The following is a 21,878-nucleotide window of genomic DNA, read 5'->3' as shown; positions in this document are numbered from 1 at the left end:
GAGACATGGCACACAAGAAGGGCGCATCGTCCACCCGGAACGGGCGCGATTCCAATGCTCAGCGGCTCGGCGTGAAGCGCTTCGGCGGTCAGGTCGTTTCCGCTGGTGAGATCCTCGTCCGCCAGCGCGGCACCCACTTCCACCCGGGTTCGGGTGTGGGCCGTGGCGGCGACGACACGCTGTTCGCGCTGCAGGCCGGTTCGGTCGAGTTCGGCACGCACCGTGGCCGCAAGGTCGTCAACATCGTTCCGGCCGCCTGATTCAGCTCCTGCTGATCTGAAGCGTTCGTAACACCCCGAGGGCGGATCTCAGCTCTTCCCGGCGTCAGCCGGGAAGAGAGGTCCGCCCTCGGCGCGTTGTCACATAGACACGTTTAATGGGTAGCAAGGCCTACCCACCCGGGCTTTCCGGGTAATCCCGCTGTATCTGGAGGAACAACCATGACCACCTTCGTGGACCGCGTCGAGCTGCACGTCGCCGCGGGTAACGGGGGCCACGGCTGCGCCTCCGTTCACCGGGAGAAGTTCAAGCCGCTGGGCGGCCCCGACGGCGGCAACGGCGGCCGTGGCGGCGACGTCATCCTGGTGGTGGAGCAGGCGGTCACCACCCTGCTGGACTACCACCACAGCCCCCACCGCAAGGCCACCAACGGCAAGCCCGGCGAGGGCGGCAACCGCTCCGGCAAGGACGGCCAGGACATGGTCCTGCCCGTGCCGGACGGCACCGTCGTCCTCGACAAGGAGGGCAACGTCCTCGCCGACCTCGTCGGCCAGGGCACCACCTACGTGGCCGCCGAGGGCGGCCGCGGCGGCCTCGGCAACGCGGCGCTCTCCTCCGCCCGCCGCAAGGCGCCCGGCTTCGCGCTCCTCGGCGTACCCGGCACCGGCGGCGACGTCATCCTGGAGCTCAAGACCGTCGCCGACGTGGCGCTGGTCGGCTTCCCGAGCGCCGGCAAGTCCTCGCTGATCTCGGTGCTCTCCGCCGCCAAGCCGAAGATCGCCGACTACCCCTTCACCACCCTGGTCCCGAACCTCGGCGTGGTTACCGCCGGCTCGACGGTCTACACGATCGCCGACGTCCCGGGCCTCATCCCCGGCGCCAGCCAGGGCAAGGGCCTCGGCCTGGAGTTCCTGCGCCACGTCGAGCGCTGCTCGATCCTCGTGCACGTCCTGGACACCGCCACCCTGGAGTCCGACCGCGACCCGCTCGCCGACCTCGACGCCATCGAGGAGGAGCTGAAGCTCTACGGGGGAGGCCTGGAGAACCGCCCGCGCCTCGTCGTCCTCAACAAGGTCGACATCCCCGACGGCAAGGACCTCGCCGACATGGTCCGCCCGGACCTGGAGGCCCGCGGCTACAAGGTCTTCGAGGTCTCCGCGGTCTCCCGCACGGGTCTCAAGGAGCTGTCCTTCTTCCTCGCCGAGGTCATCGCGAAGTTCCGCGCCCGCAAGCCGAAGCAGGAGGCGACCCGCGTCGTCATCCGTCCGAAGGCCGTGGACGACTCCGGTTTCACCATCGCCTACGACGAGGCGGAGGACGTGTACCGCGTGCGCGGCGAGAAGCCGGAGCGCTGGGTCCGCCAGACCGACTTCAACATCGACGAGGCCGTCGGCTACCTCGCCGACCGCCTCAACCGCCTCGGCGTCGAGGACGCGCTGCGCAAGGCCGGTGCCAAGGCGGGTGACGGCGTCGCCATCGGTTCCGACGACAACGCGGTCGTCTTCGACTGGGAGCCGACCATGATGGCCGGCGCCGAGATGCTGGGCCGCCGCGGCGAGGACCACCGCCTGGAGGCCCCGCGTCCGGCGACCACGCGCCGCAAGGAGAAGGAAGCCGAGCGGGACACCGCGCAGCGGGAGTACGACGAGTTCCGTCCCTTCTGACCGGACCGTGAACGTGCGCACGTGAGCGTGCAGCAGGCATGACCGAGGGCGACGGCCGGGACACCGGCCGTCGCCCTCGGTCGGTTCCGGTCGCTCGGTGCGGAGCCAGTCACGGACGCGCGTCACAGGCACGTCACAAGGTTCCGTTTACCACCCGTTCGAGTGACCCGTAATAAGGTCACGTTTACCCCGGTGGCCTAGGATCCACGAGTGACGAGCATCCATTCCCCCACAGTGGCCATCGTCGTGATCGCCTACAACGATGCCGAGCTCGTCGGCCAGGCCGTTTCCTCGGCCCTGGCCCAGGGTCCGGTCGTCGCCGAGGTCATCGCGGTCAACGATGCGTCCTCCGACGGCACCGCCGAGGTGCTGGACGAGCTGGCGGCCCGCCATCCCCGAGTGAAGGTCGTGCACCGCACGGAGAACAGCGGCGGCTGCGGCACGCCCCGCAACGACGGCATCGCGGCCGCGACCGCCCCGTACGTCATGTTCCTGGACAGCGACGACGTCCTGCCCGGCGGTGCGGTCGACGCCCTGGTGCGCGCGGCCGGGGAGCACCGGTCGCCGGTCACCGTCGGCTCCTGCGTCCGCCGCGAGCTGCCCGAGAGCCGGGACGTGCCCTGGGTGCCCGGCCTGTACACGCCGGGCGAGGTCATCGAACGCCCGTCGGACCGGCCGGAGCTGGTCCGCGACACGCTCTGCGTCAACAAGCTGTACGAGCGGGCCTTCCTGGACATGTACGGGATCCGCTTCCCGGACGGCCGGTTCATCTACGAGGACTTCGTGTTCACCGCCCGCGTGCTGGCGGCCCGCCCCCGCATCGCGGTGATCGGCGACCTCGTCTACGTGTGGCACGTGCGCCGCAACGCCGCCCAGGTCTCCATCTCCCTGGACCGCAAGGACGTCGGCAACTGGAGTGCGCGCGTGGGGGCCCACCGGGTGGCCTCCCGGCTCATGAACGCCTCCTCGGCCGAGCTGGGCCGGGCCTGCCAGGTCAAGTTCCTGGAGTACGACCTGCGCATGTACCTGCGCGAGCTCGGCCAGGACCCCGACTACCGGACCGCCTGGTGGACGCTGACCCGTGACTACGTCGCCGGGTTCTCCGACGCCGACATCGAGGCCGCGGGGGCGCACGCCCGCTGGATCGTCCGCGTGCTGCGCGCCACCGAGGTGCCGCCCGAGCCCGCCGACCTGCTGCGGCTGACCCGCTTCGCCGCGGACCCGCCCCGCCTGCTGCCCCCGTACGCGACCGGCGCCTCGGGGGCGCCGGTCTGGAGCGACACGCTGCCGGTGGAGCTGGACGGTCTGGACAAGCTGCCGACGGCGGAACTGCCCGTCACCATCGACGCCGAACCCAACGGCTGCTACGGGCTCCGGGTCCGGGTGCACGACCTGTACGGACGCCTGGCCGCGGCCGGCCCGCGCACGGTCCAGCTGCGCTTCCAGCCCCGGGGCGACCTGGGGGAGCCGCTGGTCGCCGAACCGGTGGAGCTGGTCCCCGCCGCGGACGGCGCCGGGTGGACGGCGGAGCTGCCCTTCCGGCTCACCACGCTGGCGAGCCTCGGCCGGGGCGAGGGCCGGCGGGGCCTGCAGGCGTGGGACGTGAAAATGCACGTGGAGTGCGCCGACGGGAGCTCCGTGCTCACCTCCCCGCGCCCCCTGCGGCGCCTGCTCCACCGGCGGGTGCTGCCCAGCAGCCGGTACGGTGTGCTGTTGGCGCAGCCGTACCGCACCACCGGGGGATCCCTGGCGCTGCGGCTCGCGCCCGGTGCCGCCGGTGTCATGAGCCTGGCCCGCCACCGGTTCCACCGGACGCGCATACTGCGCGGCTAGGACGGGACCGGGCCGGTGCGGGACCGGCCGGAGCGGAACCGGGCCGGACGGTCCGGCGTCGGACGAGACGTACGAAATTGATTTGGGGAGACACGCATGACGTTTCTGATCACTGGCGGGGCCGGATACATCGGGTCGCACGTCGTCCGCGCGATGCTGCTCGCGGGTGAGGAGGTCGTGGTTCTGGACGACCTCTCCACCGGAAACGCCGCCCGTGTCCCGGAGGGCGTCCCGCTCGTGGTCGGTTCCGTGCTCGACCGGACGTTCCTGGACGAGACCTTCGCCCGCCACGAGATCACCGGCGTGGTCCACCTGGCCGGCAAGAAGCAGGTCGGCGAGTCCGTGGACAAGCCGCTGCACTACTACGAGGAGAACGTGGGCGGCCTCACGGTCCTGCTCCAGGCCGTGGCCGCCGCGGGCGTGCGCAACTTCCTCTTCTCCTCCTCCGCCTCCGTGTACGGGATGCCGGACGTGGACCTCGTCACCGAGGAAACCCCGTGCCTGCCGCTGAGCCCGTACGGCGAGACGAAGCTCGCCGGCGAGTGGCTGGTCCGGGCCGCGGGCAAGGCCCACGGCATCTCCACCGCTTGCCTCCGCTACTTCAACGTGGCGGGCGCGGCGACCCCCGAGCTGGCCGACACCGGGGTCTTCAACCTGGTCCCGATGATCTTCGAGCGCTTCGACAAGGGCGAGGGCGCCCGGATCTTCGGTGACGACTACGCGACCGCGGACGGCACCTGCATCCGCGACTACATCCACGTCGCCGACCTCGCCGAGGCCCACGTGGTGGCCGCCCGCAAGCTCGTCGAATGGGGCGCGCAGGGCGAGTACAAGGACCTCACCGTCAACATCGGCCGCGGCGAGGGCGTTTCCGTCCGCGAGATGGTCGAGCTGGTCAACGAGGTCACCGGGCACACCGATGCCGCCTACGCGGCCGTGGTCTCCCCGCGCCGCCCCGGCGACCCGGCGAAGGTCGTCGCCTCCGCCGACCGGATCGCGGCGGAGCTGGGCTGGAAGGCCCGCCACGACGTGCGCGAGATGATCACCTCGGCCTGGCAGGGCTGGGAGGCCCACCGCAAGGCCTGATCCGCCGCCAGAGCGCAAGAAGCCGCCCGCCCCGGAATCGACCGGGGCGGGCGGCTTCGTACGTGCCTGCGTGCGTGTGCGTACGGAACGGCGGGTGGCGGATCAGCGCTCCAGGAAGGAGAACAGCTCCTCCCACCGGTCGGTGATCTCGGTGCTGGAGTACCGCTGCACATTGCGGAAGGCGGCGTCGCCGAGCCGGTCGCGCAGATCCCGGCCGGCCATCAGCCGGTCGAGGTGCCCGGCCAGCTCCATCGTGTTGCCCAGCCGGGCCAGCAGCCCGTCCTCGCCGTGCGTCACGATCTCCCGGACACCCGGCGCGCAGTCGAAGGCGGCCACCGGCAGGCCCGCGGCCATCGCCTCCAGCAGCGTGATCGGGAACCCCTCGGCGCGCGAGGCCTGGGCGAAGACGGAGGCCCCGTTCAGCGCGCCCAGCACGTCGCCGGTGCTGCCCATCCACTCCACGGAGTCCTCCAGGCCGAGCCCGGCGGCGTGCGCCCGCAGGGTCGCCTCCTCCAGGCCGGCCCCGTAGATCCGCAGGACCCAGTCGGGGTGGTGTGGGGAGGCGTCGGCCCATGCGTCGAGCAGCAGGTCCACGCCCTTCTCGAAGGCCAGGCGGCCGACGCTCGCCACCACCTTCTCGGTGCGCGGGGCGGGGGAGGCGGGCATGAACGGCAGCGGGTTCGGCATGCTGGAGACGTTCTCCATGCCCGCGCGGATCCAGAGGTCCGCGTCCTCGGGGGTCAGCACGAGCAGGCGGTCGACCTCCCGGTAGTACCGGCGGACCCGCTGGCCCCGGGTGGACTTGTTGCTCGCCTCGAAGGACTCGTGGCTCATCCCGATGACCGTGCACCCCTTGGTGTCGGCGAGGGCCACCCACTCCATCGCCCAGACCTGGGTGACGATCACCACGGCGCCGGGGCGGGCCGCGCGCAGCAGCTCGCCCAGCCGGTCTGCCTTGGCCCGCATCTTCGCCCGGCGGGCCGCCTGGCGGCGCCGTTCGGGCGCGTTGAGCCGGCCCTTGATGCCGCGCAGTCTGCGGGCCGCCGGGGGATGGGCGTCGTAGAGCGTGGTCACCGCGTAGGGGAGGTCCGCCGGGAGCTGCTGGCGGATCTCCTCGGCTACGGGGGCGATGCCGATGACGTGGACCTGGTGTCCGCGGTCGCTGAACAACCGGGCCATCTGGTGCGACCAGGTGGTCACACCGCCGAGCTCGTCCACGCTGTTGGAGACGATGAAGACGTCACGGCCGCCCGGGGTGGCGGTCTGCTGGCTCACTTGCCGCTCCTGGTGAAGAACTTCTCGACGATCTGCCGGGCCGCGTCCCCGCGGTCGTACTCGCCGAACTCGGCGAGGAAGCGCTGGCGCGCCTCGGCGTACTTGGCGTCCGCCTCGTCGAAGGCGGCGAGGGCCTGGAGCAGTTCGTCCGAGGTGGCGACCACCGGTCCCGGGGCCTTCTCCTTGAGGTCGAAGTAGGTGCCGCGGATGTCGTTCGCGTACTTCTCGTAGTCGTAAGCGAAGAACAGCATCGGCCGGTCCAGGACCGCGTAGTCGAACATCACGGACGAGTAGTCGGTGATCAGCCCGTCGGCGAGCGCCAGCAGGGGAGTGATGTCGTGGTGCTTGGACACGTCGATGACCCTGCCCGCGACCGACGGCGGCAGCGTGACGCTGTTGAGGTAGTGGGTGCGCACCAGCAGCGTGAAGCGGTCGCCGAGCCGCTCGGCGAACTCCTCGACGTCGAAGGGGAATTCGAAGCCCTCCACCGTGCCGTCCGCGTTCGCCCGGAAGGTCGGCGCGTAGAGCAGCACCTTCTTCTCCGGGTCGATCCCGAACTCGCCGGCCAGGGCCCCGCGGACCCGCTCGCCGCTGTTCGCCTCGGAGCGGTGGGCCGCGACCAGGGCGTCGTTGCGCGGGTAGCCGGTGCGCAGCAGCACCTCGTCACGCAGCCGGAAGCCCTTGGCGAGGGTGCGGGCGTCGTGCTCGGAGCGGATCAGGAAGTGGTCGAAGCGGTCGACGGCCGCCTGGAAGCGCGCCTGGCCCGCACGGTCCTGAGCCTTGGTGCGGGGCTCGTGGAAGCCCATCCGCTTCAGTGCCGAGCCGTGCCAGGTCTGGATGTACGTGGTCCCCGGGCGCTTGGTCAGCGCCAGCGGGAAGCCCTGGTTGTCGATCCAGTACTCGGCCTGCGCCAGCGCCCGCAGGTAGGCCCAGCTCCAGCGCCGCACCAGGGTGGCCTCCTTGGGGAAGCCGGTGGGCTTGCCGCCCGCGTAGGACCAGATCGCCTCGAACTGCACGCCGGAGCGCACCAGTTCCTCGTAGATCGCCTTCGGGCTGTCGCTGTACTGCTTGCCCATGTGGCTCTCGAAGACGATGGTGCCCTTCTTGACGGGCAGCTTCGAGAAGACCTCGTGGTAGACCTTGACCTTCTGCTCGCCCGAGCCGATGTTGCGGCGGGCCCGCAGGGCCCTGCGCAGGCTCCGCTTGACCACGCCGGCGGCCCTGCCGTGCATCGCGCTGTTGATCAGCGTCTGGGTGCGCACGGCGGCGGCGCCCTCGGCGGTCAGGACGTAGGAGAGGTTGCCCTTCTTGGTCATCTCCGGCTCGAAGCGGTCGGAGACCAGCCGGGTCAGCCTCGGGCGCACGCGCAGCCGGGCCGCCTTCTCCAGGTCGACCCCGCCGACGGAGACGCGGGTGGTGAGCCGGTCGCCGCCGGCCGTCAACTTCAGGCGTACGTCCCACACCGCGTCGACGATGCCGAAGGGGCGCACGGTGTCGCGGATGTCGGCCGTGGCCTTCCACTCGATCGTGTCCCCCGCGTGGCGCACGGTTGCCACCGGGAAGCTGAAGGAGCGGACGCCGATCTGCCGGCGGGCCCGGAACTCCAGCGTGGCCTTCAGCTCCGCATCGGGGCGGATCCGGCCCAGCGGGTTCACGACGGCACCCGCCAGGGTGACCGTGCCGCGGCCGTCGTCCTCGTACGAGGTGAGGCGGTTGCCCAGCGTGAGGGAGGGGAGCGGGGCACCGGCGTAGCCCTGGTCGGTGACGTCCAGTATCCGGCGGGCCTCGTCCGCGTCGGGGCCGTCGATGTGCTGCCCGCACCAGTAGACGCGCCCGTCGCGCTCGGCGAGCGGGGAGGTCAGCCGGCCCTTGTTGGTCATGGCGTCGGCGGCGGGCAGGAGGTTGTCCCAGTCCTCCTTGCCGAGCAGGTAGGCGCAGATGGCCTGGAGGTTGCTGACGTTGTCGTACGCCGCCGGGTCGATGCCGGCCAGGTAGCCGTTGGCGAGCCGGGCGAACTCCTGGCGGTAGGCGTCGTCGAGCAGGGGCAGGTCCCGCAGGTGGAGCACCAGGTCGTGCTTGAGGAACTTGGCGTCCTTCGCGGACTTGATCTCCGTGTGGCCCTTGGCCGCCAGCAGTTCGTCCACGCGGCGGTGGATCTCCATCCGGTGGACGAAGTTCCCGATCTCGTGGCGCCGGTTGCTGATCGACTTCGCCGAGGCCTTCTCGATCACGTTCCAGTAGTAGACGTGGTTCGGGATGAGGGTGATGCGGCGGGCGGCGACGTAGGCCTGCGCGGAGAAGAGCAGGTCCTCGTAGTGGATGCCGACCGGGAACTCCAGGCCCTGCTCCAGCAGGAACGCGCGCCGGTAGCACTTGTTCGTGGAGAGGGTGTCGTAGACCAGCAGGTCCGGGTACTCGGTGATCGACTCCAGCGTGCGGGTGCGCGCGTAGATCCACGGGTACCACTCGGTGGTCTTGCCCCAGCGGTTGTCCAGGTGGACGCGGACGCACATGCCCGAGACCAGGTCGGACCCGGTCCGCTCGGCGGCGTCCAGCATGTTGCGGCAGGCGTTGCGTTCCAGCACGTCGTCGCTGTCCAGGAACATGACGTACTCGCCGGTGGCCTGCTGGATGCCGTGATTGCGGGGGGCTCCGCAGCCCCCGCTGTTCTCCGGCAGCCGGAAGGCGCGCACCCTCCCCGGATGCGCGGTTTCGAGCTCCTGGGCGACCTCGTAGGACCCGTCCTTGCTGCAGTCGTCGACGATCACGACCTCGACCCCGTGCAGGGTCTGGTCCAAAACCGACTGGACGGCTGCCGGGAGACGCTCTGCGTCGTTGTAGACGATGACGACCACGGAGACGTCAGGCACGTGCACCTCGATCCCTCTGTTTCATTCCGCTTATCCCGTCAAAGCTACCGTGTGCCGCGCTCTCACCCAGCAGGGCTGCCACCGCCGTGCATACTTCTAAGGAAGAGGTGAGTGGCTGGTCCGGTCGCCGTAAATCACCCGTTCGGACCGCAGGAAGTGTTCATGAAGCTGTCTGTCGTAGTCCCTTGCTACAACGAGGAAGCTGTCATCGACAGCTTCGACACGGAGATTCGCAAGGTCCTGGACGCCCTCCCCGTCGAGTACGAGGTGTGTTACGTCGACGACGGCAGCCGCGACGGAACCCTCGGCAAACTCCGCAAGATCGCGGCCCAGCACACCGACCGCACCCGCTACGTCTCCTTCAGCCGCAACTTCGGCAAGGAGGCCGGCATGCTCGCCGGCCTGCGCGAGGCCACCGGTGACGCCGTGGTCATCATGGACGCGGACCTCCAGCACCCGCCGGAGCTCATCGCCACCATGCTCGACTACTACCGGCAGGGCCACGACCAGATCATCGCCCGCCGCACCCGCGAAGGGGACAAGAAGCTCCGCACGGCGCTGAGCCGCCTCTACTACCGGGGCATCAACCGCTGGATCGACGTGGAGCTCACCGACGGAGTCGGCGACTTCCGCTTGCTGTCCCGTCCGGCCGTCGACGCGCTGCTGTCGCTGCCCGAGTACAACCGCTTCTCCAAGGGCCTCTTCTCCTGGATCGGCTTCGACACGGTCCACTTCGACTACCGCAACGCGCAGCGCGAGGCCGGCGAGACGAAGTGGAAGTTCGGCGCCCTGCTGAACTACGGCATGGACGGGCTCATCTCCTTCAACAACCGGCCGCTGCGCATCGGCATCTGGTCCGGCGTGTCGCTGGTCGCCCTGACCGTGCTCTACGCGGTGTGGATCGCCGTCATGGCGATGACCAACGGGGTGGACTCCCCGGGATACGTCACGATCGTCGCGCTCATCGCGGGCCTGGGCGGCGTACAGATGATCATGCTGGGCCTGATCGGCGAGTACATCGGCCGCATCTACTACGAGACCAAGCGCCGGCCGCACTTCCTGGTGAAGGAGGCGCACGGCGCCGACCGGACGACCCCGTCCGCGGACGCCCGGGACGCCATGCTGCCCGGACCCCACGCGGTGATCGCGGAGCGAAGCAACTGATGCCTTCCACGACGAACGAGCGCCCGGCCCCGGACCGCCGCGCCCAGCTCGCCCAGATCATCCGCTTCGGACTGGTGGGAGGGGTCAACACCGGCACCTTCTACGCCATCTACCTGCTCCTGCATCCCCTGATGCCGTACTTCGCCGCCTACTCCATCGCCTTCGTGCTGGCGATGGTCGGCTCGTTCTTCATGAACACCTACTTCACCTACCGCACCCGGCCGACCTGGAAGAAGTTCCTGCTCTTCCCGCTGACCAACGTCACGAACTACGTGATCCAGTCCGCGGGCCTCTACGCCCTGGTCACCTGGGCGGGCATGAACACCCAGATCGCGCCGCTGGTCGCGGCCGTGGTGGCCATCCCGTTCACCTACGTCCTCTCGCGCAAGATCCTCATCCCGGGGACGGGCGACAAGGCTGCGGAAGAGGAGCGGACCCACACCGCGTCCACGGTCTGAAACCCCCGGGCGGCTCCGCCCGGACACCCCGTAGATTGAACGGGCAGGTTCGTCGGTTCGCCGGTTCGTGTTCGTGTTCGGCGAGGGTCAAGGGTCAGGGGACAGAAGTGTCAGCGGCTAGGCAGGGTGTACTCGACGCGCGCAGGATCGTGGTCAAGGTCGGCTCCTCCTCCCTGACCACGGCGGCCGGCGGACTGGACGCCGACCGGGTGGACGCCCTGGTCGACGTACTGGCCAAGGCGCGCAGCGGCGGCGAGAAGGAGATCGTCCTGGTCTCCAGCGGAGCCATCGCCGCCGGACTCTCCCCTCTGGGCCTGCGCCGCCGCCCCACCGACCTGGCCCGCCAGCAGGCCGCCGCGAGCGTTGGCCAGGGCCTGCTCGTCGCCCGCTACACGGCCTCCTTCGCCCGGTACGGCGTACGCGTCGGCCAGGTGCTGCTGACCACCGACGACACCAGCCGGCGCGCGCACTACCGCAACGCCTACCGGACCCTGGACCAGCTCCTGGCCATGGGGGCGCTGCCCGTCGTCAACGAGAACGACACCGTCGCCACCGACGAGATCCGCTTCGGCGACAACGACCGCCTCGCGGCACTCGTGGCCCACCTGGTCCGCGCCGACCTCCTCGTCCTGCTCTCCGACGTGGACGGCCTCTACGACGGGGACCCGTCCCAGCCCGGCACCAGCCGCATCGACGAGGTGCGCGGTCCCGAGGACATCGCCCACGTCACCATCGGCAGCGTCGGCAAGGCGGGCGTCGGCACCGGCGGCATGGCCACCAAGGTCGAAGCGGCGCGCATCGCCGCGGCCGCCGGCATCCCGGTCGTCCTCACCTCCGCCAGCCAGGCCGCGGACGCCCTGGCCGGGCGGGCGACCGGCACCCTCTTCCACTCCACCGGACGCCGCTCGACGGACCGGCTGCTCTGGCTCCAGCACGCCTCGGCCCCGCAGGGACACCTCGTCCTGGACGACGGCGCCGTCCGCGCGGTGACCGAGCGCGGCAGTTCGCTGCTGCCCGCGGGGATCGCCGCGGTCGAGGGCGACTTCGTCGCCGGGGACCCCGTCGAACTGCGCGCGGCCGACGGCCGGGCGGTGGCGCGCGGCCTCGTCAACTTCGACGCCAAGGAGCTCCCGCAGCTCCTCGGCCGCTCCACGCGCGAGCTCGCGCGGGAACTCGGACCCGAGTACGAGCGCGAGGTCGTCCACCGCGACGATCTGGTCCTGCTGCAGGGCTGAGGTTCGGTAAAACCGCCGCGCGGTGAGCCGAGGACTGGTCAACTGTGAGGGGCGGACACGCGTAGCGCAGACAAGGAGGCGGCTGGTGAGACGAGCGCTGACCAGCGTCGGCACCGGGGACGGGGACGGTGACATCGGCGGGAGCGGGCAGGACCAGGACGCCTCCCGGCTCTGGCACATCACCCTGAGCGTCTCCGGGAAGCCCGCGCCGCTGTGCGACGTACGCCGCGGACTGGAGCAGCTCGCCCACGACCACCCGTTCCTGCTGACCAGCCGCTACGCCGACGACCACGCGGAGATCCGCTACTGGGAGGAGGCCCGCGACCTCCACGACGCGGCGGCCGTCGCCCTGCGGCTCTGGGGCGAGCACCGCTCCTCGGCGAAGCTCCCGCCCTGGGAGATCGTCGGCCTGGAGGTCATCGACCGCGCCACCTACCACCAGCGCGTCGCCGAAGGCTACGGCCCACCCCCGGCCCACCCCATGGGCGTGCACCCTTATTAGACGCGCCCCTCGCACCGCTGCGCGGGCTTCGTGCCGCTGCGCCGGACTCCGTCCGGCGGTGGCGGGTCGGCGCGGGCGCCACTGCCGTCTGGTGCGGGTGCCGGTGGGCGGGTGCGGCTGGGTGGGCCCTGCGGGGGCGGGGTTCCCCTACCCGCCCTTCGCCCGTTCCCCGGGGCTCCGCCCCGGACCCGCACGTGCACGCACACGTCAGCCGAACTCAGCCTCGCCGGCGTTTGAGGCGCGGGTCCGGGCGGAGCCCGGGGAACGGTGGAAGGGCGGGTAGGGGACCCAGCCCCGCAGGGCCGACCCAGCCGCACCCGCCCCACCTCCGACGGTGTCGGCCGATGCCGCGTCTCGGGGGGTGGAACCCCATCGGGGCCGGGCCCCGCGGGGATTACCCTGGGCCGCATGACCTCGCTCGATGCCACGCCCTCGCCCGTGATCGCCACCGCGCAAGCGGCCCGCACCGCCGCCGCGGCCATCGCGCCACTCCCGCGCTCCGCCAAGGACAAGGCCCTGCTGGCCATCGCGGACGCGCTGGAGGCCCGTACGGCCGAGATCGTCGAGGCCAACGCCGTCGATACGGCGAAGGCGGCCGCCGCCGGGACCAGCGAGACCGTCATCGACCGCCTCACCCTCACCCCCGACCGCATCGCGGCCATCGCCTCCGACGTGCGCGACGTCGCGGCCCTGCCCGACCCCGTCGGCGAGGTCGTCCGCGGCTCCACCCTCCCCAACGGCATCGACCTCCGCCAGATCCGCGTCCCGCTCGGCGTCGTCGGCATCATCTACGAGGCCCGCCCCAACGTCACCGTCGACGCCGCCGCCCTCTGCCTGAAGTCGGGCAACGCCGTCCTGCTGCGCGGCTCCTCCTCGGCCTACGCCTCCAACACCGCCCTCGTCGCGATCCTGCGGGACGCCGTCACCGAGGCCGGCCTCCCCGCCGACGCCATCCAGCTGGTCCCGGGCGAGTCCCGCGACTCCGTCCGCGAGCTGATGCGCGCCCGCGGCCTCGTCGACGTCCTCATCCCGCGCGGCGGCGCCTCGCTCATCAAGACGGTCGTCGAGGAGTCCATCGTCCCGGTCATCGAGACCGGTACCGGCAACTGCCACGTCTACGTGGACGCCCAGGCCGACCTGGCCATGGCCGTGGAGATCCTCGTCAACTCCAAGGCCCAGCGCCCCTCCGTCTGCAACTCCGCGGAGACCCTGCTCGTCCACCGGGACATCGCCGACGCCTTCCTCCCCCTGGCCCTGGACGCCCTCGCCGACGCCGGCGTGACCGTCCACGGCGACGAGCGGGTGCTCGCGTACGCGGAGGACTCCAAGGTCACCGCCCTGGCCGCAACCGACGAGGACTGGGCCGCCGAGTACCTCTCGTACGACATCGCCGCCGGGGTCGTGGACTCCCTCGACGAGGCCGTCGCCCACATCCGCCGCTGGACCTCCGGCCACACCGAGGCGATCGTCACCACCTCGCAGGCCGCAGCCCGCCTCTTCACCCAGCTGGTCGACTCGACCACGGTTGCCGTGAACGCCTCCACCCGGTTCACGGACGGTGGTCAGTTCGGCTTCGGCGCGGAGATCGGCATCTCCACGCAGAAGCTGCACGCCCGGGGCCCGATGGGGCTTCCGGAGCTCACCTCGACCAAGTACATCGTCACCGGCGACGGTCACGTACGGTAGTCGACCCCTGAACGCGGTGTGGCCGGATTTCGGCGTACGCCCTGCCCAAAGGTGTCCCTCAGGTCTACGCTGGTCTCGTGCCGGACGACGTGGGGGGCAAACCGTTCCCGGACGACGGGGAGCCCGACGACGACCGCGGAGGCGCGGACAAGGACTTCGCCTCCGTGGTGTTCGACGAGGACTTCGTCCGGAACGCCGAGATCCGTGAACCGAGCGCCGCAGAGCGCCAGCGGGCCGGCGACCGGGCGCGCGCCGAGGCGGCCGAGGCCGCCCGCGCCGCCTTCGCCGGCGGCTGGACGGGCGACGAGGAGTACGACGCGTACGCCTACGGCGGCGCCGACGGCTACTCCTCCGATGACCCGGGCTGGGACCACGGCCACGGAGCCGGCGCCGCGGAAGGCCCGTACGGGGCCTACGGCGGCAGCCTGCGCCCCTACCGCGGCCGCTCGCCGTGGCTGCGCCCGGTGGCCTGGGTGCTCGCCTTCGTGATGGGACTCGGCATGATCGCGCTCGCCTTCAGCGCCGTGTACCGCAGCGCGGCCAGCGACGCGGAACCCGCTCCGGCACCTGCCAGTACACCGATGGGTGAAGTCACGGGCGCCGGAGCGTTTATGGAGCGCGTCAGCCGCCAACCCTGAAGGTACGACCCCGCTCCCCATCGCCGGAGCCGGGGGCTTCTCTGGAGCGGGGACAGCGGGGAGAAGCGATGGCCATGCCAGGAGATCCGCCGAACGGCACCCCCGAGGGTGCCGGTGGGGCCGACGACGAGTTCCGGTCCGACGAGTACCGGTCGGTGGTGTTCGACGAGGACTTCGTCCGGGCTGCCCGGCTCCAGGAGTACTCGGCACAGGAGCGCATGGGCGAGCACGCCCGCGCCGTACGGAGCCGCTCGATCTGGTCGGGCGGCGGAGGCCATCCGGGATCCCGGGGCCCCGGCGGCGGATCGGCCCGGCAGGGCCGGATCATCGTGCTGTGCATCGCCCTGGCACTCGCCGGCGCCGTCTACATGGGGCTGCGCAACCCCTACGTGCCGCCCCCCGGGGACCCGGCCGGGGCCATGAGCAGCACCGTCGTTCCGCTCGCCCCCTCCGAGCCCGTGCCGGGCGGCCGGCCCGCCGACCTGTACGCGCAGGGTCCGGCGGCGCAGTACCGCATCGGGGCGGCCGGGATCAGCCTTCCCGCCGTGCGCCGTACCCGTCACTTCAGCGAGGAGCAGGTGCAGACCGCGCTGACCATCGCCAAGGACTACCTGGTGCAGTCCTCGCTGGACCCCGACGTGCTGTCCGGGGAGGCCACCCGGCCGGTGCGCGTCCTGCTCGACCCCGACCAGCTGACGCAGTTCGACCAGAGCATGCTCGCGCCCGCCGGCAACGGGCGGCACGCCGTCACCGGCTGGCTGGTCCGCTTCGACCCGGCGACCGCGGTCGTCGCCGACACCCGGGTCCGGGTCAGCGGGGTGCTCGCCGCCACGGAGACCGCTCCGAACGCGCTGGAGGTGACCTCCGACCACACCTTCGTCTACGCCGTGCGCCCGGCCACCGGGCAGCCGGCCGCGGCGGACGGGGCCTCGCTCTTCACCGTCCGCCGGGAGCTGCGGCTGCGCTTCGACCGCGACGACCTCACGGCCCGGCGGACCGAGCTCGTCTCGGCCTACGTGATGGCGGGCCCGCAGGCATGCTCCGCCGACCCGGCCGGAGGCTTCCGCCCGCTGACGGCCGGTGCCGGGCCGGCCACCACCGGCCCGGCCGCGACCGACCCGTACGCCAGCGGCACTCCGCGCCGCACGGCCGGGCTCTGCGGGGTGCTCGCGCCGGCGCCCACCCCGGGGCAGGGCGTCAGCCCTGCTCCGTAGCTCCGCCCTTTCCGCCGTCCTCGCTGCTGCCGCCGGTGCCCGGGGCTCCGCCCGTGCCCGACCCGGTACCCGACCCCGCGCCCGTGAACCGGTCCCGCAGTTTGCCGCCCAGGTCCGCCGTACCGCCCGCGATGTCGCCGACCAGCTTCATCAGCGGGTCCTTGCTCGTGCGCACCGAGTCGGCGTAGTGCGCGGCCGACTGCCGGAAGGAGTCGGTCACCGAGGTGTCCTTGTCCTCCTCGCGCCGCGGGTAGTGGCCGTCCATGATCCGCTGGTGGTCCCGGCTCTGGGACCACTTCTTCAGCTCGGCCGCCCGCACCGTGGTGAAGGGGTGCGTGCGGGGCAGCATGTTGAGGATCTTCAGTACGGAGTCGCGCAGATCGCCCCCCTGCTCGTACTCCTCGGCCTGGGCGAGGAACGCGTCGACATTCATCTCGTGGAGGTGGTTGCCGCCCGCGAGCTTCATCAGGCCGCGCATCGAGGCGTGCACGTCCTGTCCCACCAGCAGTCCCGCCCGGTCCGCCGACAGCTCCGACTTGCGGAACCACTCGCGCAGCGCCGTCACGATCCCCATGATCGCCACATTGCCCAGCGGGATCCACGAGACCTTGAGCGCCAGGTTCGTCAGGAACAGCAGGATCGTGCGGTACACGGAGTGCCCCGACAGGGCGTGGCCCACCTCGTGGCCCACCACCGCCCGCATCTCCTCCTCGTCGAGCAGCTCGACGAGGCCCGTGGTGACGACGATGATCGGCTCGTCCAGCCCGATGCACATGGCATTGGGCTTCGGGTCCTGCTGCACGTACATCTGCGGGACCTTTTCCAGGTCCAGGATGTAGCAGGCGTCCAGCAGCATCGCGTGCAGGTGCGGGAACTGCGTCTCGCCCACCCGGACGGAGTCCGAGAGGAAGAGCAGCCGCAGGCTGCGCTCCGGGAGCAGCCCGCTCAGGGCCTTGAAGACCGTGTCGAAGCCGGTCAGTTTGCGCAGGGCCACGAGCGCGGACCGGTCCGCCGGATGCTCGTACGCCCGTGAGGAAATACCGGGGAACCTCTTGCGGTCCCGTGCCGGTGCCTTCTCGAATCCCGTCCCTGTCATAGCGCCCTCCCCGTGGATGTGTGCGGCCGCCCGCCCGTCTATCCTCTCCAACGCCTGAGTCGGCGTGAGCGTGCCCCAGGCCCCCGCATACGATGTGAGCGAAGTCTCCGCCCGCTCCCCGACTCGATAGGTACCTGCCTGATGAGCCTCGCCTCCACCGCCCACAACCTGGTCGTCCTCGCCTCGGAGGAGGCCGAGAAGCACGGCGGCAACCACGACAGCCTGAACCCGTACCTGACCGGTGGCGCCGCTTTCGTCATCCTCATGCTGATGCTGTGGGTCACCACGCGCCTGAACCGGGACCGCTGAACCCCCGACGGCCGGGACGCCGGGTACGACGAGTACGCGGCGTACGCGTCCGCAGGCGGGTCCCTGCCGCGTCACCGGGCCAGTAGGCTCTGCGCTCATGGGAGAGCAGGAAATGCCGACCGGCCCGGTCAAGCGCAGGCTCGGCGTGATGGGCGGGACATTCGACCCGATCCACCACGGACACCTCGTGGCCGCCAGTGAGGTGGCCGCGCTGTTCCACCTCGACGAGGTGATGTTCGTACCGACCGGCGAACCGTGGCAGAAGTCGCAGCGGGCCGTGTCGTCCGCCGAGGACCGGTATCTGATGACGGTCATCGCGACCGCCTCGAACCCGCAGTTCTCGGTGAGCCGCATCGACATCGACCGCGGCGGCCCGACTTACACGATCGATACCCTGAGGGACCTGAGCGCCCTCAACGACGACGCCGACCTCTTCTTCATCACCGGCGCCGACGCCCTCGCGCAGATCCTGACCTGGCGCAACGCCGAGGAGCTCTTCGCCCTCGCGCACTTCATCGGCGTCACCCGGCCGGGCCACGTGCTCACCGACGACGGCCTGCCCGAGGGAGGCGTCTCCCTCGTCGAGGTCCCGGCGCTGGCCATTTCGTCCACGGACTGTCGTGCCCGCGTGGCCAAGGGGGATCCTGTCTGGTACCTCGTGCCCGACGGCGTGGTCCGCTACATCGACAAGCGTGAGCTGTACCGGGGAGCCTGAGCTTCCGGAGAGAGGGGCCCCGCGGTGAACGACCGACACGAGCCGTACGACCCGTATGCCGGCCAGGAGCAGCAGCTCGTCGGCTACGACGTCTACGGGCGGCCGGTGTACGGCCAGGTGCCCGCGCAGCCCGCCGCCGCCGACCCGGCGCCCCCCTACGAGCAGCAGCAGTACGAGCAGGGCTACGGCTACGACTACCAGGGGTACGGCGGACAGCAGCCCCAGCAGCCGCAGGCCCCGCAGTACTACCCGCAGCAGCCCCAGCAGCATTACCCCCAGGCCCCGCAAGCCCCCCAGTACGGGTACGAGACCCAGGCCGGGCAGCAGTACGACACCCAGGCCACCCAGCAGTGGATCCCGCAGCAGGCCGCCGCCGAGGCCCCGGCGCAGGCGCCGCCGCGGGCCCCCGCGCCCGAGCCGGCGTTCCGTCCCGCCGCCGCCCAGGTCCCGGAGCCCCGCCGGGCCGACGGGCCGGGCGCGCAGGGACAGGGGGAGGGGCAGGGCTCGGGGGGGCCTTCGTACCGCACCGAGCAGTTCTCCTTCATCGACCAGCCGGACGAGGACTCCGAGGACGTCATCGACTGGCTCGCCTTCACCGAGAGCCGCACCGAGCGCCGCGAAGAGGCCCGCCGGCGCGGCCGCAACCGCGTGGTGGCACTGATCGTCGTGCTGGCCGTCTTCGTCGTCGCTGGCCTCGGCTACCTCTGGTACGCGGGCAAACTGCCCTTCCTGGAGGGCCCCGGCAAGGCGTCGAACGGCGCGTCCGCCACCGGCCCGCAGAAGCGCGACATGATCGTCGTGCACCTGCACAACACCAAGAAGGGCGGCACCTCCACGGCGCTGCTCGTCGACAACGTGACCACGAAGCAGGGCGCCACCGTCCTGGTGCCCAACACGCTGAACGTCACCAGGGACGACGGCACCACCTCCGCCCTGGGCAAGGCCGTCCAGGACGGAGGTCTGGGCGTACGGGAATCCCTCGACTCGGTCTTCGGCACCCGCATCGGCGGCACCTGGCGGCTGGACACCCCCTTCCTGGAAAACTTCGTGGAGCTGGTCGGCGGCATCGAGATCGACACCGACGTGGCCGTCCCGGCGGACGACGCGGCGAAGGCGCCCGCCGTCGGCCAGGGCGCGAAGCAGAGCCTCAGCGGTGCCATGGCCGTCGCGTACGCCACGTACCAGGCGCAGGGCGAGCCGGAGGCCAAGCAGCTGGACCGCTTCGGCCGGGTCCTGCTGGGCCTGCTGCGCAAGGTGCCCGGCGACCCGAAGTCGGCGGCGATGACCGTGGAGACCACCGGGCAGATCCTGGACCCGGCGCTGAACGCGCAGACGCTCGGCGCGCTGCTGTCCAAGCTCGGCGAGCACGCCAAGGTGGGCGCGTACCGCACCGACGTGCTCGGGGTGAAGCCGGACGGCGGACTCACGGACGAGGCCAACACCAAGGTGGTCAAGGAGGTCCTCGGCGGCGCCGTCACGGAGGCCCAGCCCGGAGCCCTGCCCCGGGTCGGCCTGAAGGACGCGACCGGCGACGACAAGACGAACACGGCGGCGAAGGCGGCCCTGCTCAACGGCGGCTACACCCTGGTGGACGGCGGCAAGGCCGACAAGACCGCCCCCGCGTCGCAGATCACGTACCAGGACGACGCGCAGCGGGACAAGGCGCTCGAAGTGGCGAAGACCCTGGGACTGCCCGAGACGGCCGTGAAGAAGGCCGAGAACGCGGTGAACGCGGACGTCGTGGTGACCCTGGGCAAGGATTACAAGGCGTCCTGAGGCCTCGGGGGCCTACTGCGGCCGCGCCCGTCGGGTGCGGCCGCAGCCGCGCGGCACGCTGCGCGCGGGCGGCATCGGCGGTACATGAGACCCTTGTAAGGATCTGCCCGCCAACCCGAAAGCATGGCCAGTGACCGCCACGGACCGCTCCATCGAGCTCATCACCGCCGCCGCCCAGGCCGCGGCCGACCGGCTCGCGCACGACATCATCGCGTACGACGTCAGCGACGTGCTGTCGATCACCGACGCCTTCCTGCTCGCCTCGGCCCCCAACGACCGCCAGGTCAAGTCGATCGTCGACGAGATCGAGGAGAAGCTCCTGAAGGAGCTGGGCGCCAAGCCGGTGCGCCGCGAGGGCGACCGCGACGCCCGCTGGATCCTGCTCGACTACATCGACATCGTCGTCCACGTGCAGCACAGCGAGGAGCGCGTCTTCTACGCGCTGGAGCGCCTGTGGAAGGACTGCCCCGAGATCGACCTCCCCGAGGACGCCAAGCTCACCAAGGGCAAGGCCGAGGAGCACGCCGCGCTGCGCGCCGCGCAGGGCGACGACGAACTGGACGGTGATCTGTTCTGAGCACGACCAACGACGGCACGACCACGACCGGCAGGACCGGCCGCAAGATCGTCCTGTGGCGGCACGGCCAGACCTCGTGGAACCTGGAGCGCCGGTTCCAGGGCTCCACGGACATCGAGCTGACCGAGGCCGGCGTGGCGCAGGCGCGCCGTGCGGCCCGGCTGCTCGCCTCGCTGAAGCCCGACGCGATCGTCGCCTCGGACCTGCGGCGCGCCGCTGCCACGGCCGCCGAGCTGGCGTCCGTCACCGGGCTGGCGGTCACGCACGACGAGGCGCTGCGCGAGACGTACGCCGGCGAATGGCAGGGCCTCACGCACGACGAGATCCTCGACAAGTACGGCGAGCAGTACGCGGCGTGGAAGCGCGGCGAGCCGGTCCGCCGCGGTGGCGGCGAGCTGGAGACCGAGGTCGCCGACCGGGCCGCGCCGGTGGTGCTGGAGCACGCCGACCGGCTGCCCTCCGGCGGCACGCTCGTGGTGGTCAGCCACGGCGGCACCATCCGTACGACGATCGGGCGCCTGCTGGGCCTGGACTCGTACTACTGGGAGGGTCTGGGCGGGCTCTCCAACTGCTGCTGGTCCGTGCTGGGCGAGGGCGCGCGCGGCTGGCGGCTGATGGAACACAACGCCGGCACGCTGCCCGAGCCGGTGCTCGGCGACGACGACTGAGCCCCCTCGGAGCCCATCTCGGAGCGGCTCCCACCCGGATTTCACTTTCCGGCTGGTCACAGGCTAGAGTTCTTCTTGTTCGCAGCGCAGAACACCGGAAACGGGGGGAGCGTCGCGGAGAGCGGGGCTATAGCTCAGTTGGTAGAGCGCCTGCATGGCATGCAGGAGGTCTGGAGTTCAATTCTCCATAGCTCCACAATCAAGATCCCGTCCCCAACAGGGGGCGGGATCTTTGCTTTTGTCCACACCTGCCCGAGCGGGCACCGGCATGGCAGAATCGGACGGCCGGAGGGGGACGACGACGGCCCGACGCGGGAGGGAGTCGCTGACGGATGGGTGCACACCGGCGGCGGTGCGACTGGTGCAACAACGGCACGCCGATCGTGCGGGACATGGAGCCGGTCAACCCCGACTACCAGTACTGGTGCGAGGAGTGCGCGCGGGCGCTGGTCATAAAAGGCGACCCGATCGAGACGTACCGCGAGCTGGAGGGCGAGCCGATCTACGGGCGGCTGCTCGACGAGCACTGCACGCTGAAGCGGTTCTACCAGTTCGCCCGTGCGTGACGAATCGCCACGAAACGGACATGATCCGGGGCTCGTGGAAACCGATTTTTGGACCAGGGCCATCACCGTGTAATGTTTGGGACGTCGCCAAGGGGAACCGGAAACGGGCCAGGAAGCGGCAGGCAAGACAAGGGGCTATAGCTCAGTTGGTAGAGCGCCTGCATGGCATGCAGGAGGTCTGGAGTTCAATTCTCCATAGCTCCACAGTGAAGAAGCGGGCCACCGGAAACGGTGGCCCGCTTCTCGTTGTGCGGACGCCGTGTCCGTCGCGGACGCCGCGTCCGCCGGCCGGAAGGGCAGAGCACCCCTGGGGGCCGCTGCGGTACC

General features: G+C 71.0%; 20 protein-coding genes and 2 tRNA genes. 19 read left to right on the top strand and 3 right to left on the bottom strand.

Going from position 1 to position 21,878, the window contains the following annotated elements; genetic code table 11:
• The first annotated feature begins 5 nt into the window (after positions 1-5).
• From rpmA to galE, 4 genes are all read left to right on the top strand, one after another.
• The gene (gene rpmA / locus NLX94_RS14005; protein ID WP_030013081.1) at positions 6-260 is read left to right on the top strand and encodes a 50S ribosomal protein L27; all 255 of its coding nucleotides are present in this window, start codon (positions 6-8) and stop codon (positions 258-260) included.
• Between the two features lie 180 nt (positions 261-440).
• A complete protein-coding gene (obgE, locus tag NLX94_RS14000) occupies positions 441-1,883 on the top strand; it encodes a GTPase ObgE (protein WP_254383035.1) in 1,443 nt (480 codons plus the stop codon).
• 210 nt (positions 1,884-2,093) lie between these two features.
• Entirely contained in the window at positions 2,094-3,716 is a 1,623-nt protein-coding gene (locus NLX94_RS13995; protein WP_254383034.1) for a glycosyltransferase family 2 protein, read from the top strand.
• Between the two features lie 96 nt (positions 3,717-3,812).
• Positions 3,813-4,802: a UDP-glucose 4-epimerase GalE gene (gene galE, locus NLX94_RS13990; RefSeq protein WP_254383033.1), complete on the top strand. Its 990-nt coding sequence runs from the start codon at positions 3,813-3,815 to the stop codon at positions 4,800-4,802.
• 102 nt (positions 4,803-4,904) lie between these two features.
• Here galE and NLX94_RS13985 read toward each other — a convergent pair whose 3' ends face one another.
• Both NLX94_RS13985 and NLX94_RS13980 read right to left on the bottom strand, forming a co-directional pair.
• Entirely contained in the window at positions 4,905-6,077 is a 1,173-nt protein-coding gene (locus NLX94_RS13985; protein ID WP_254383032.1) for a glycosyltransferase, read from the bottom strand.
• Positions 6,074-8,953, bottom strand: coding sequence for a bifunctional glycosyltransferase family 2 protein/CDP-glycerol:glycerophosphate glycerophosphotransferase (locus tag NLX94_RS13980; protein ID WP_254383031.1), 2,880 nt, complete (start codon positions 8,951-8,953; stop codon positions 6,074-6,076). The genes NLX94_RS13985 and NLX94_RS13980 overlap by 4 nt, the downstream gene beginning before the upstream one ends.
• A 156-nt stretch (positions 8,954-9,109) precedes the next feature.
• On the opposite strand from NLX94_RS13980, the gene NLX94_RS13975 reads away from it, so the two are divergent.
• The 7 genes from NLX94_RS13975 (at position 9,110) to NLX94_RS13945 (ending at position 15,844) form a co-directional block, all read left to right on the top strand.
• Positions 9,110-10,111 carry a glycosyltransferase family 2 protein gene (locus tag NLX94_RS13975; protein ID WP_254383030.1) on the top strand — a complete coding sequence of 334 codons (1,002 nt, stop codon included), beginning with the start codon at positions 9,110-9,112 and terminating at the stop codon, positions 10,109-10,111.
• The gene (locus NLX94_RS13970) at positions 10,111-10,569 is read left to right on the top strand and encodes a GtrA family protein (protein WP_254383029.1); all 459 of its coding nucleotides are present in this window, start codon (positions 10,111-10,113) and stop codon (positions 10,567-10,569) included. The genes NLX94_RS13975 and NLX94_RS13970 overlap by 1 nt, the downstream gene beginning before the upstream one ends.
• Before the next feature lie 107 nt (positions 10,570-10,676).
• Positions 10,677-11,804 carry a glutamate 5-kinase gene (gene proB / locus NLX94_RS13965; RefSeq protein ID WP_254383028.1) on the top strand — a complete coding sequence of 376 codons (1,128 nt, stop codon included), beginning with the start codon at positions 10,677-10,679 and terminating at the stop codon, positions 11,802-11,804.
• A 133-nt stretch (positions 11,805-11,937) separates the two neighbouring features.
• Positions 11,938-12,306: a hypothetical protein gene (locus tag NLX94_RS13960; protein WP_374683960.1), complete on the top strand. Its 369-nt coding sequence runs from the start codon at positions 11,938-11,940 to the stop codon at positions 12,304-12,306.
• A 408-nt stretch (positions 12,307-12,714) separates the two neighbouring features.
• Positions 12,715-13,992 carry a glutamate-5-semialdehyde dehydrogenase gene (locus NLX94_RS13955; protein ID WP_254383026.1) on the top strand — a complete coding sequence of 426 codons (1,278 nt, stop codon included), beginning with the start codon at positions 12,715-12,717 and terminating at the stop codon, positions 13,990-13,992.
• A gap of 77 nt (positions 13,993-14,069) precedes the next feature.
• Positions 14,070-14,630 carry a hypothetical protein gene (locus tag NLX94_RS13950; RefSeq protein WP_254383025.1) on the top strand — a complete coding sequence of 187 codons (561 nt, stop codon included), beginning with the start codon at positions 14,070-14,072 and terminating at the stop codon, positions 14,628-14,630.
• A gap of 68 nt (positions 14,631-14,698) precedes the next feature.
• Entirely contained in the window at positions 14,699-15,844 is a 1,146-nt protein-coding gene (locus tag NLX94_RS13945) for a hypothetical protein (protein ID WP_254383024.1), read from the top strand.
• On the opposite strand, the gene NLX94_RS13940 is transcribed toward NLX94_RS13945, so the two are convergent.
• A complete protein-coding gene (locus NLX94_RS13940) occupies positions 15,828-16,940 on the bottom strand; it encodes a M48 family metallopeptidase (RefSeq protein WP_254383023.1) in 1,113 nt (370 codons plus the stop codon). The two genes, NLX94_RS13945 and NLX94_RS13940, sit on opposite strands and share 17 nt — an antisense overlap.
• A 141-nt stretch (positions 16,941-17,081) precedes the next feature.
• Here NLX94_RS13940 and NLX94_RS13935 point away from each other — a divergent pair, with 141 nt between their 5' ends.
• The 8 genes from NLX94_RS13935 (at position 17,082) to NLX94_RS13900 (ending at position 21,755) form a co-directional block, all read left to right on the top strand.
• Positions 17,082-17,249 carry a hypothetical protein gene (locus NLX94_RS13935; RefSeq protein ID WP_254383022.1) on the top strand — a complete coding sequence of 56 codons (168 nt, stop codon included), beginning with the start codon at positions 17,082-17,084 and terminating at the stop codon, positions 17,247-17,249.
• 97 nt (positions 17,250-17,346) lie between these two features.
• Positions 17,347-17,964 carry a nicotinate-nucleotide adenylyltransferase gene (gene nadD / locus NLX94_RS13930; protein WP_243334788.1) on the top strand — a complete coding sequence of 206 codons (618 nt, stop codon included), beginning with the start codon at positions 17,347-17,349 and terminating at the stop codon, positions 17,962-17,964.
• 24 nt (positions 17,965-17,988) lie between these two features.
• Positions 17,989-19,740, top strand: a complete 1,752-nt coding sequence (locus NLX94_RS13925; RefSeq protein ID WP_254383021.1) for a LytR C-terminal domain-containing protein — start codon at positions 17,989-17,991, stop codon at positions 19,738-19,740.
• 130 nt (positions 19,741-19,870) lie between these two features.
• A complete protein-coding gene (rsfS, locus tag NLX94_RS13920; protein ID WP_250739445.1) occupies positions 19,871-20,317 on the top strand; it encodes a ribosome silencing factor in 447 nt (148 codons plus the stop codon).
• The gene (locus NLX94_RS13915; RefSeq protein ID WP_254383357.1) at positions 20,314-20,985 is read left to right on the top strand and encodes a histidine phosphatase family protein; all 672 of its coding nucleotides are present in this window, start codon (positions 20,314-20,316) and stop codon (positions 20,983-20,985) included. Before rsfS ends, NLX94_RS13915 begins: the two co-directional genes overlap by 4 nt.
• Before the next feature lie 123 nt (positions 20,986-21,108).
• Positions 21,109-21,181, top strand: a tRNA-Ala gene (locus NLX94_RS13910).
• A 136-nt stretch (positions 21,182-21,317) separates the two neighbouring features.
• Positions 21,318-21,551 (top strand): hypothetical protein, encoded by a 234-nt coding sequence (locus NLX94_RS13905; RefSeq protein WP_254383020.1) that lies wholly within the window; start codon positions 21,318-21,320, stop codon positions 21,549-21,551.
• Positions 21,552-21,682: 131 nt separating this feature from the next.
• A tRNA-Ala gene (locus NLX94_RS13900) sits at positions 21,683-21,755 on the top strand.
• Positions 21,756-21,878: the final 123 nt, after the last annotated feature.

The sequence above is a fragment of the Streptomyces sp. TBY4 genome (genome assembly GCF_024213195.1).
Taxonomy (GTDB): Bacteria; Actinomycetota; Actinomycetes; order Streptomycetales; family Streptomycetaceae; genus Streptomyces.
Note: the sequence above shows the minus strand (reverse complement) of the source record. Positions and strands in the feature narration are given on the sequence as shown.

Excerpts from the sequence above, each read along its gene's own strand:
- NLX94_RS13940 (WP_254383023.1), bottom strand. The coding sequence starts at position 16,940 with ATGACAGGGACGGGATTCGAGAAGGCACCGGCACGGGACCGCAAGAGG.
- nadD (WP_243334788.1), top strand. The coding sequence starts at position 17,347 with ATGGGAGAGCAGGAAATGCCGACCGGCCCGGTCAAGCGCAGGCTCGGC.
- NLX94_RS13970 (WP_254383029.1), top strand. The coding sequence starts at position 10,111 with ATGCCTTCCACGACGAACGAGCGCCCGGCCCCGGACCGCCGCGCCCAG.
- rpmA (WP_030013081.1), top strand. The coding sequence starts at position 6 with ATGGCACACAAGAAGGGCGCATCGTCCACCCGGAACGGGCGCGATTCC.
- NLX94_RS13955 (WP_254383026.1), top strand. The coding sequence starts at position 12,715 with ATGACCTCGCTCGATGCCACGCCCTCGCCCGTGATCGCCACCGCGCAA.
- NLX94_RS13905 (WP_254383020.1), top strand. The coding sequence starts at position 21,318 with ATGGGTGCACACCGGCGGCGGTGCGACTGGTGCAACAACGGCACGCCG.
- NLX94_RS13945 (WP_254383024.1), top strand. The coding sequence starts at position 14,699 with ATGGCCATGCCAGGAGATCCGCCGAACGGCACCCCCGAGGGTGCCGGT.
- galE (WP_254383033.1), top strand. The coding sequence starts at position 3,813 with ATGACGTTTCTGATCACTGGCGGGGCCGGATACATCGGGTCGCACGTC.
- obgE (WP_254383035.1), top strand. The coding sequence starts at position 441 with ATGACCACCTTCGTGGACCGCGTCGAGCTGCACGTCGCCGCGGGTAAC.
- NLX94_RS13935 (WP_254383022.1), top strand. The coding sequence starts at position 17,082 with ATGAGCCTCGCCTCCACCGCCCACAACCTGGTCGTCCTCGCCTCGGAG.
- NLX94_RS13975 (WP_254383030.1), top strand. The coding sequence starts at position 9,110 with ATGAAGCTGTCTGTCGTAGTCCCTTGCTACAACGAGGAAGCTGTCATC.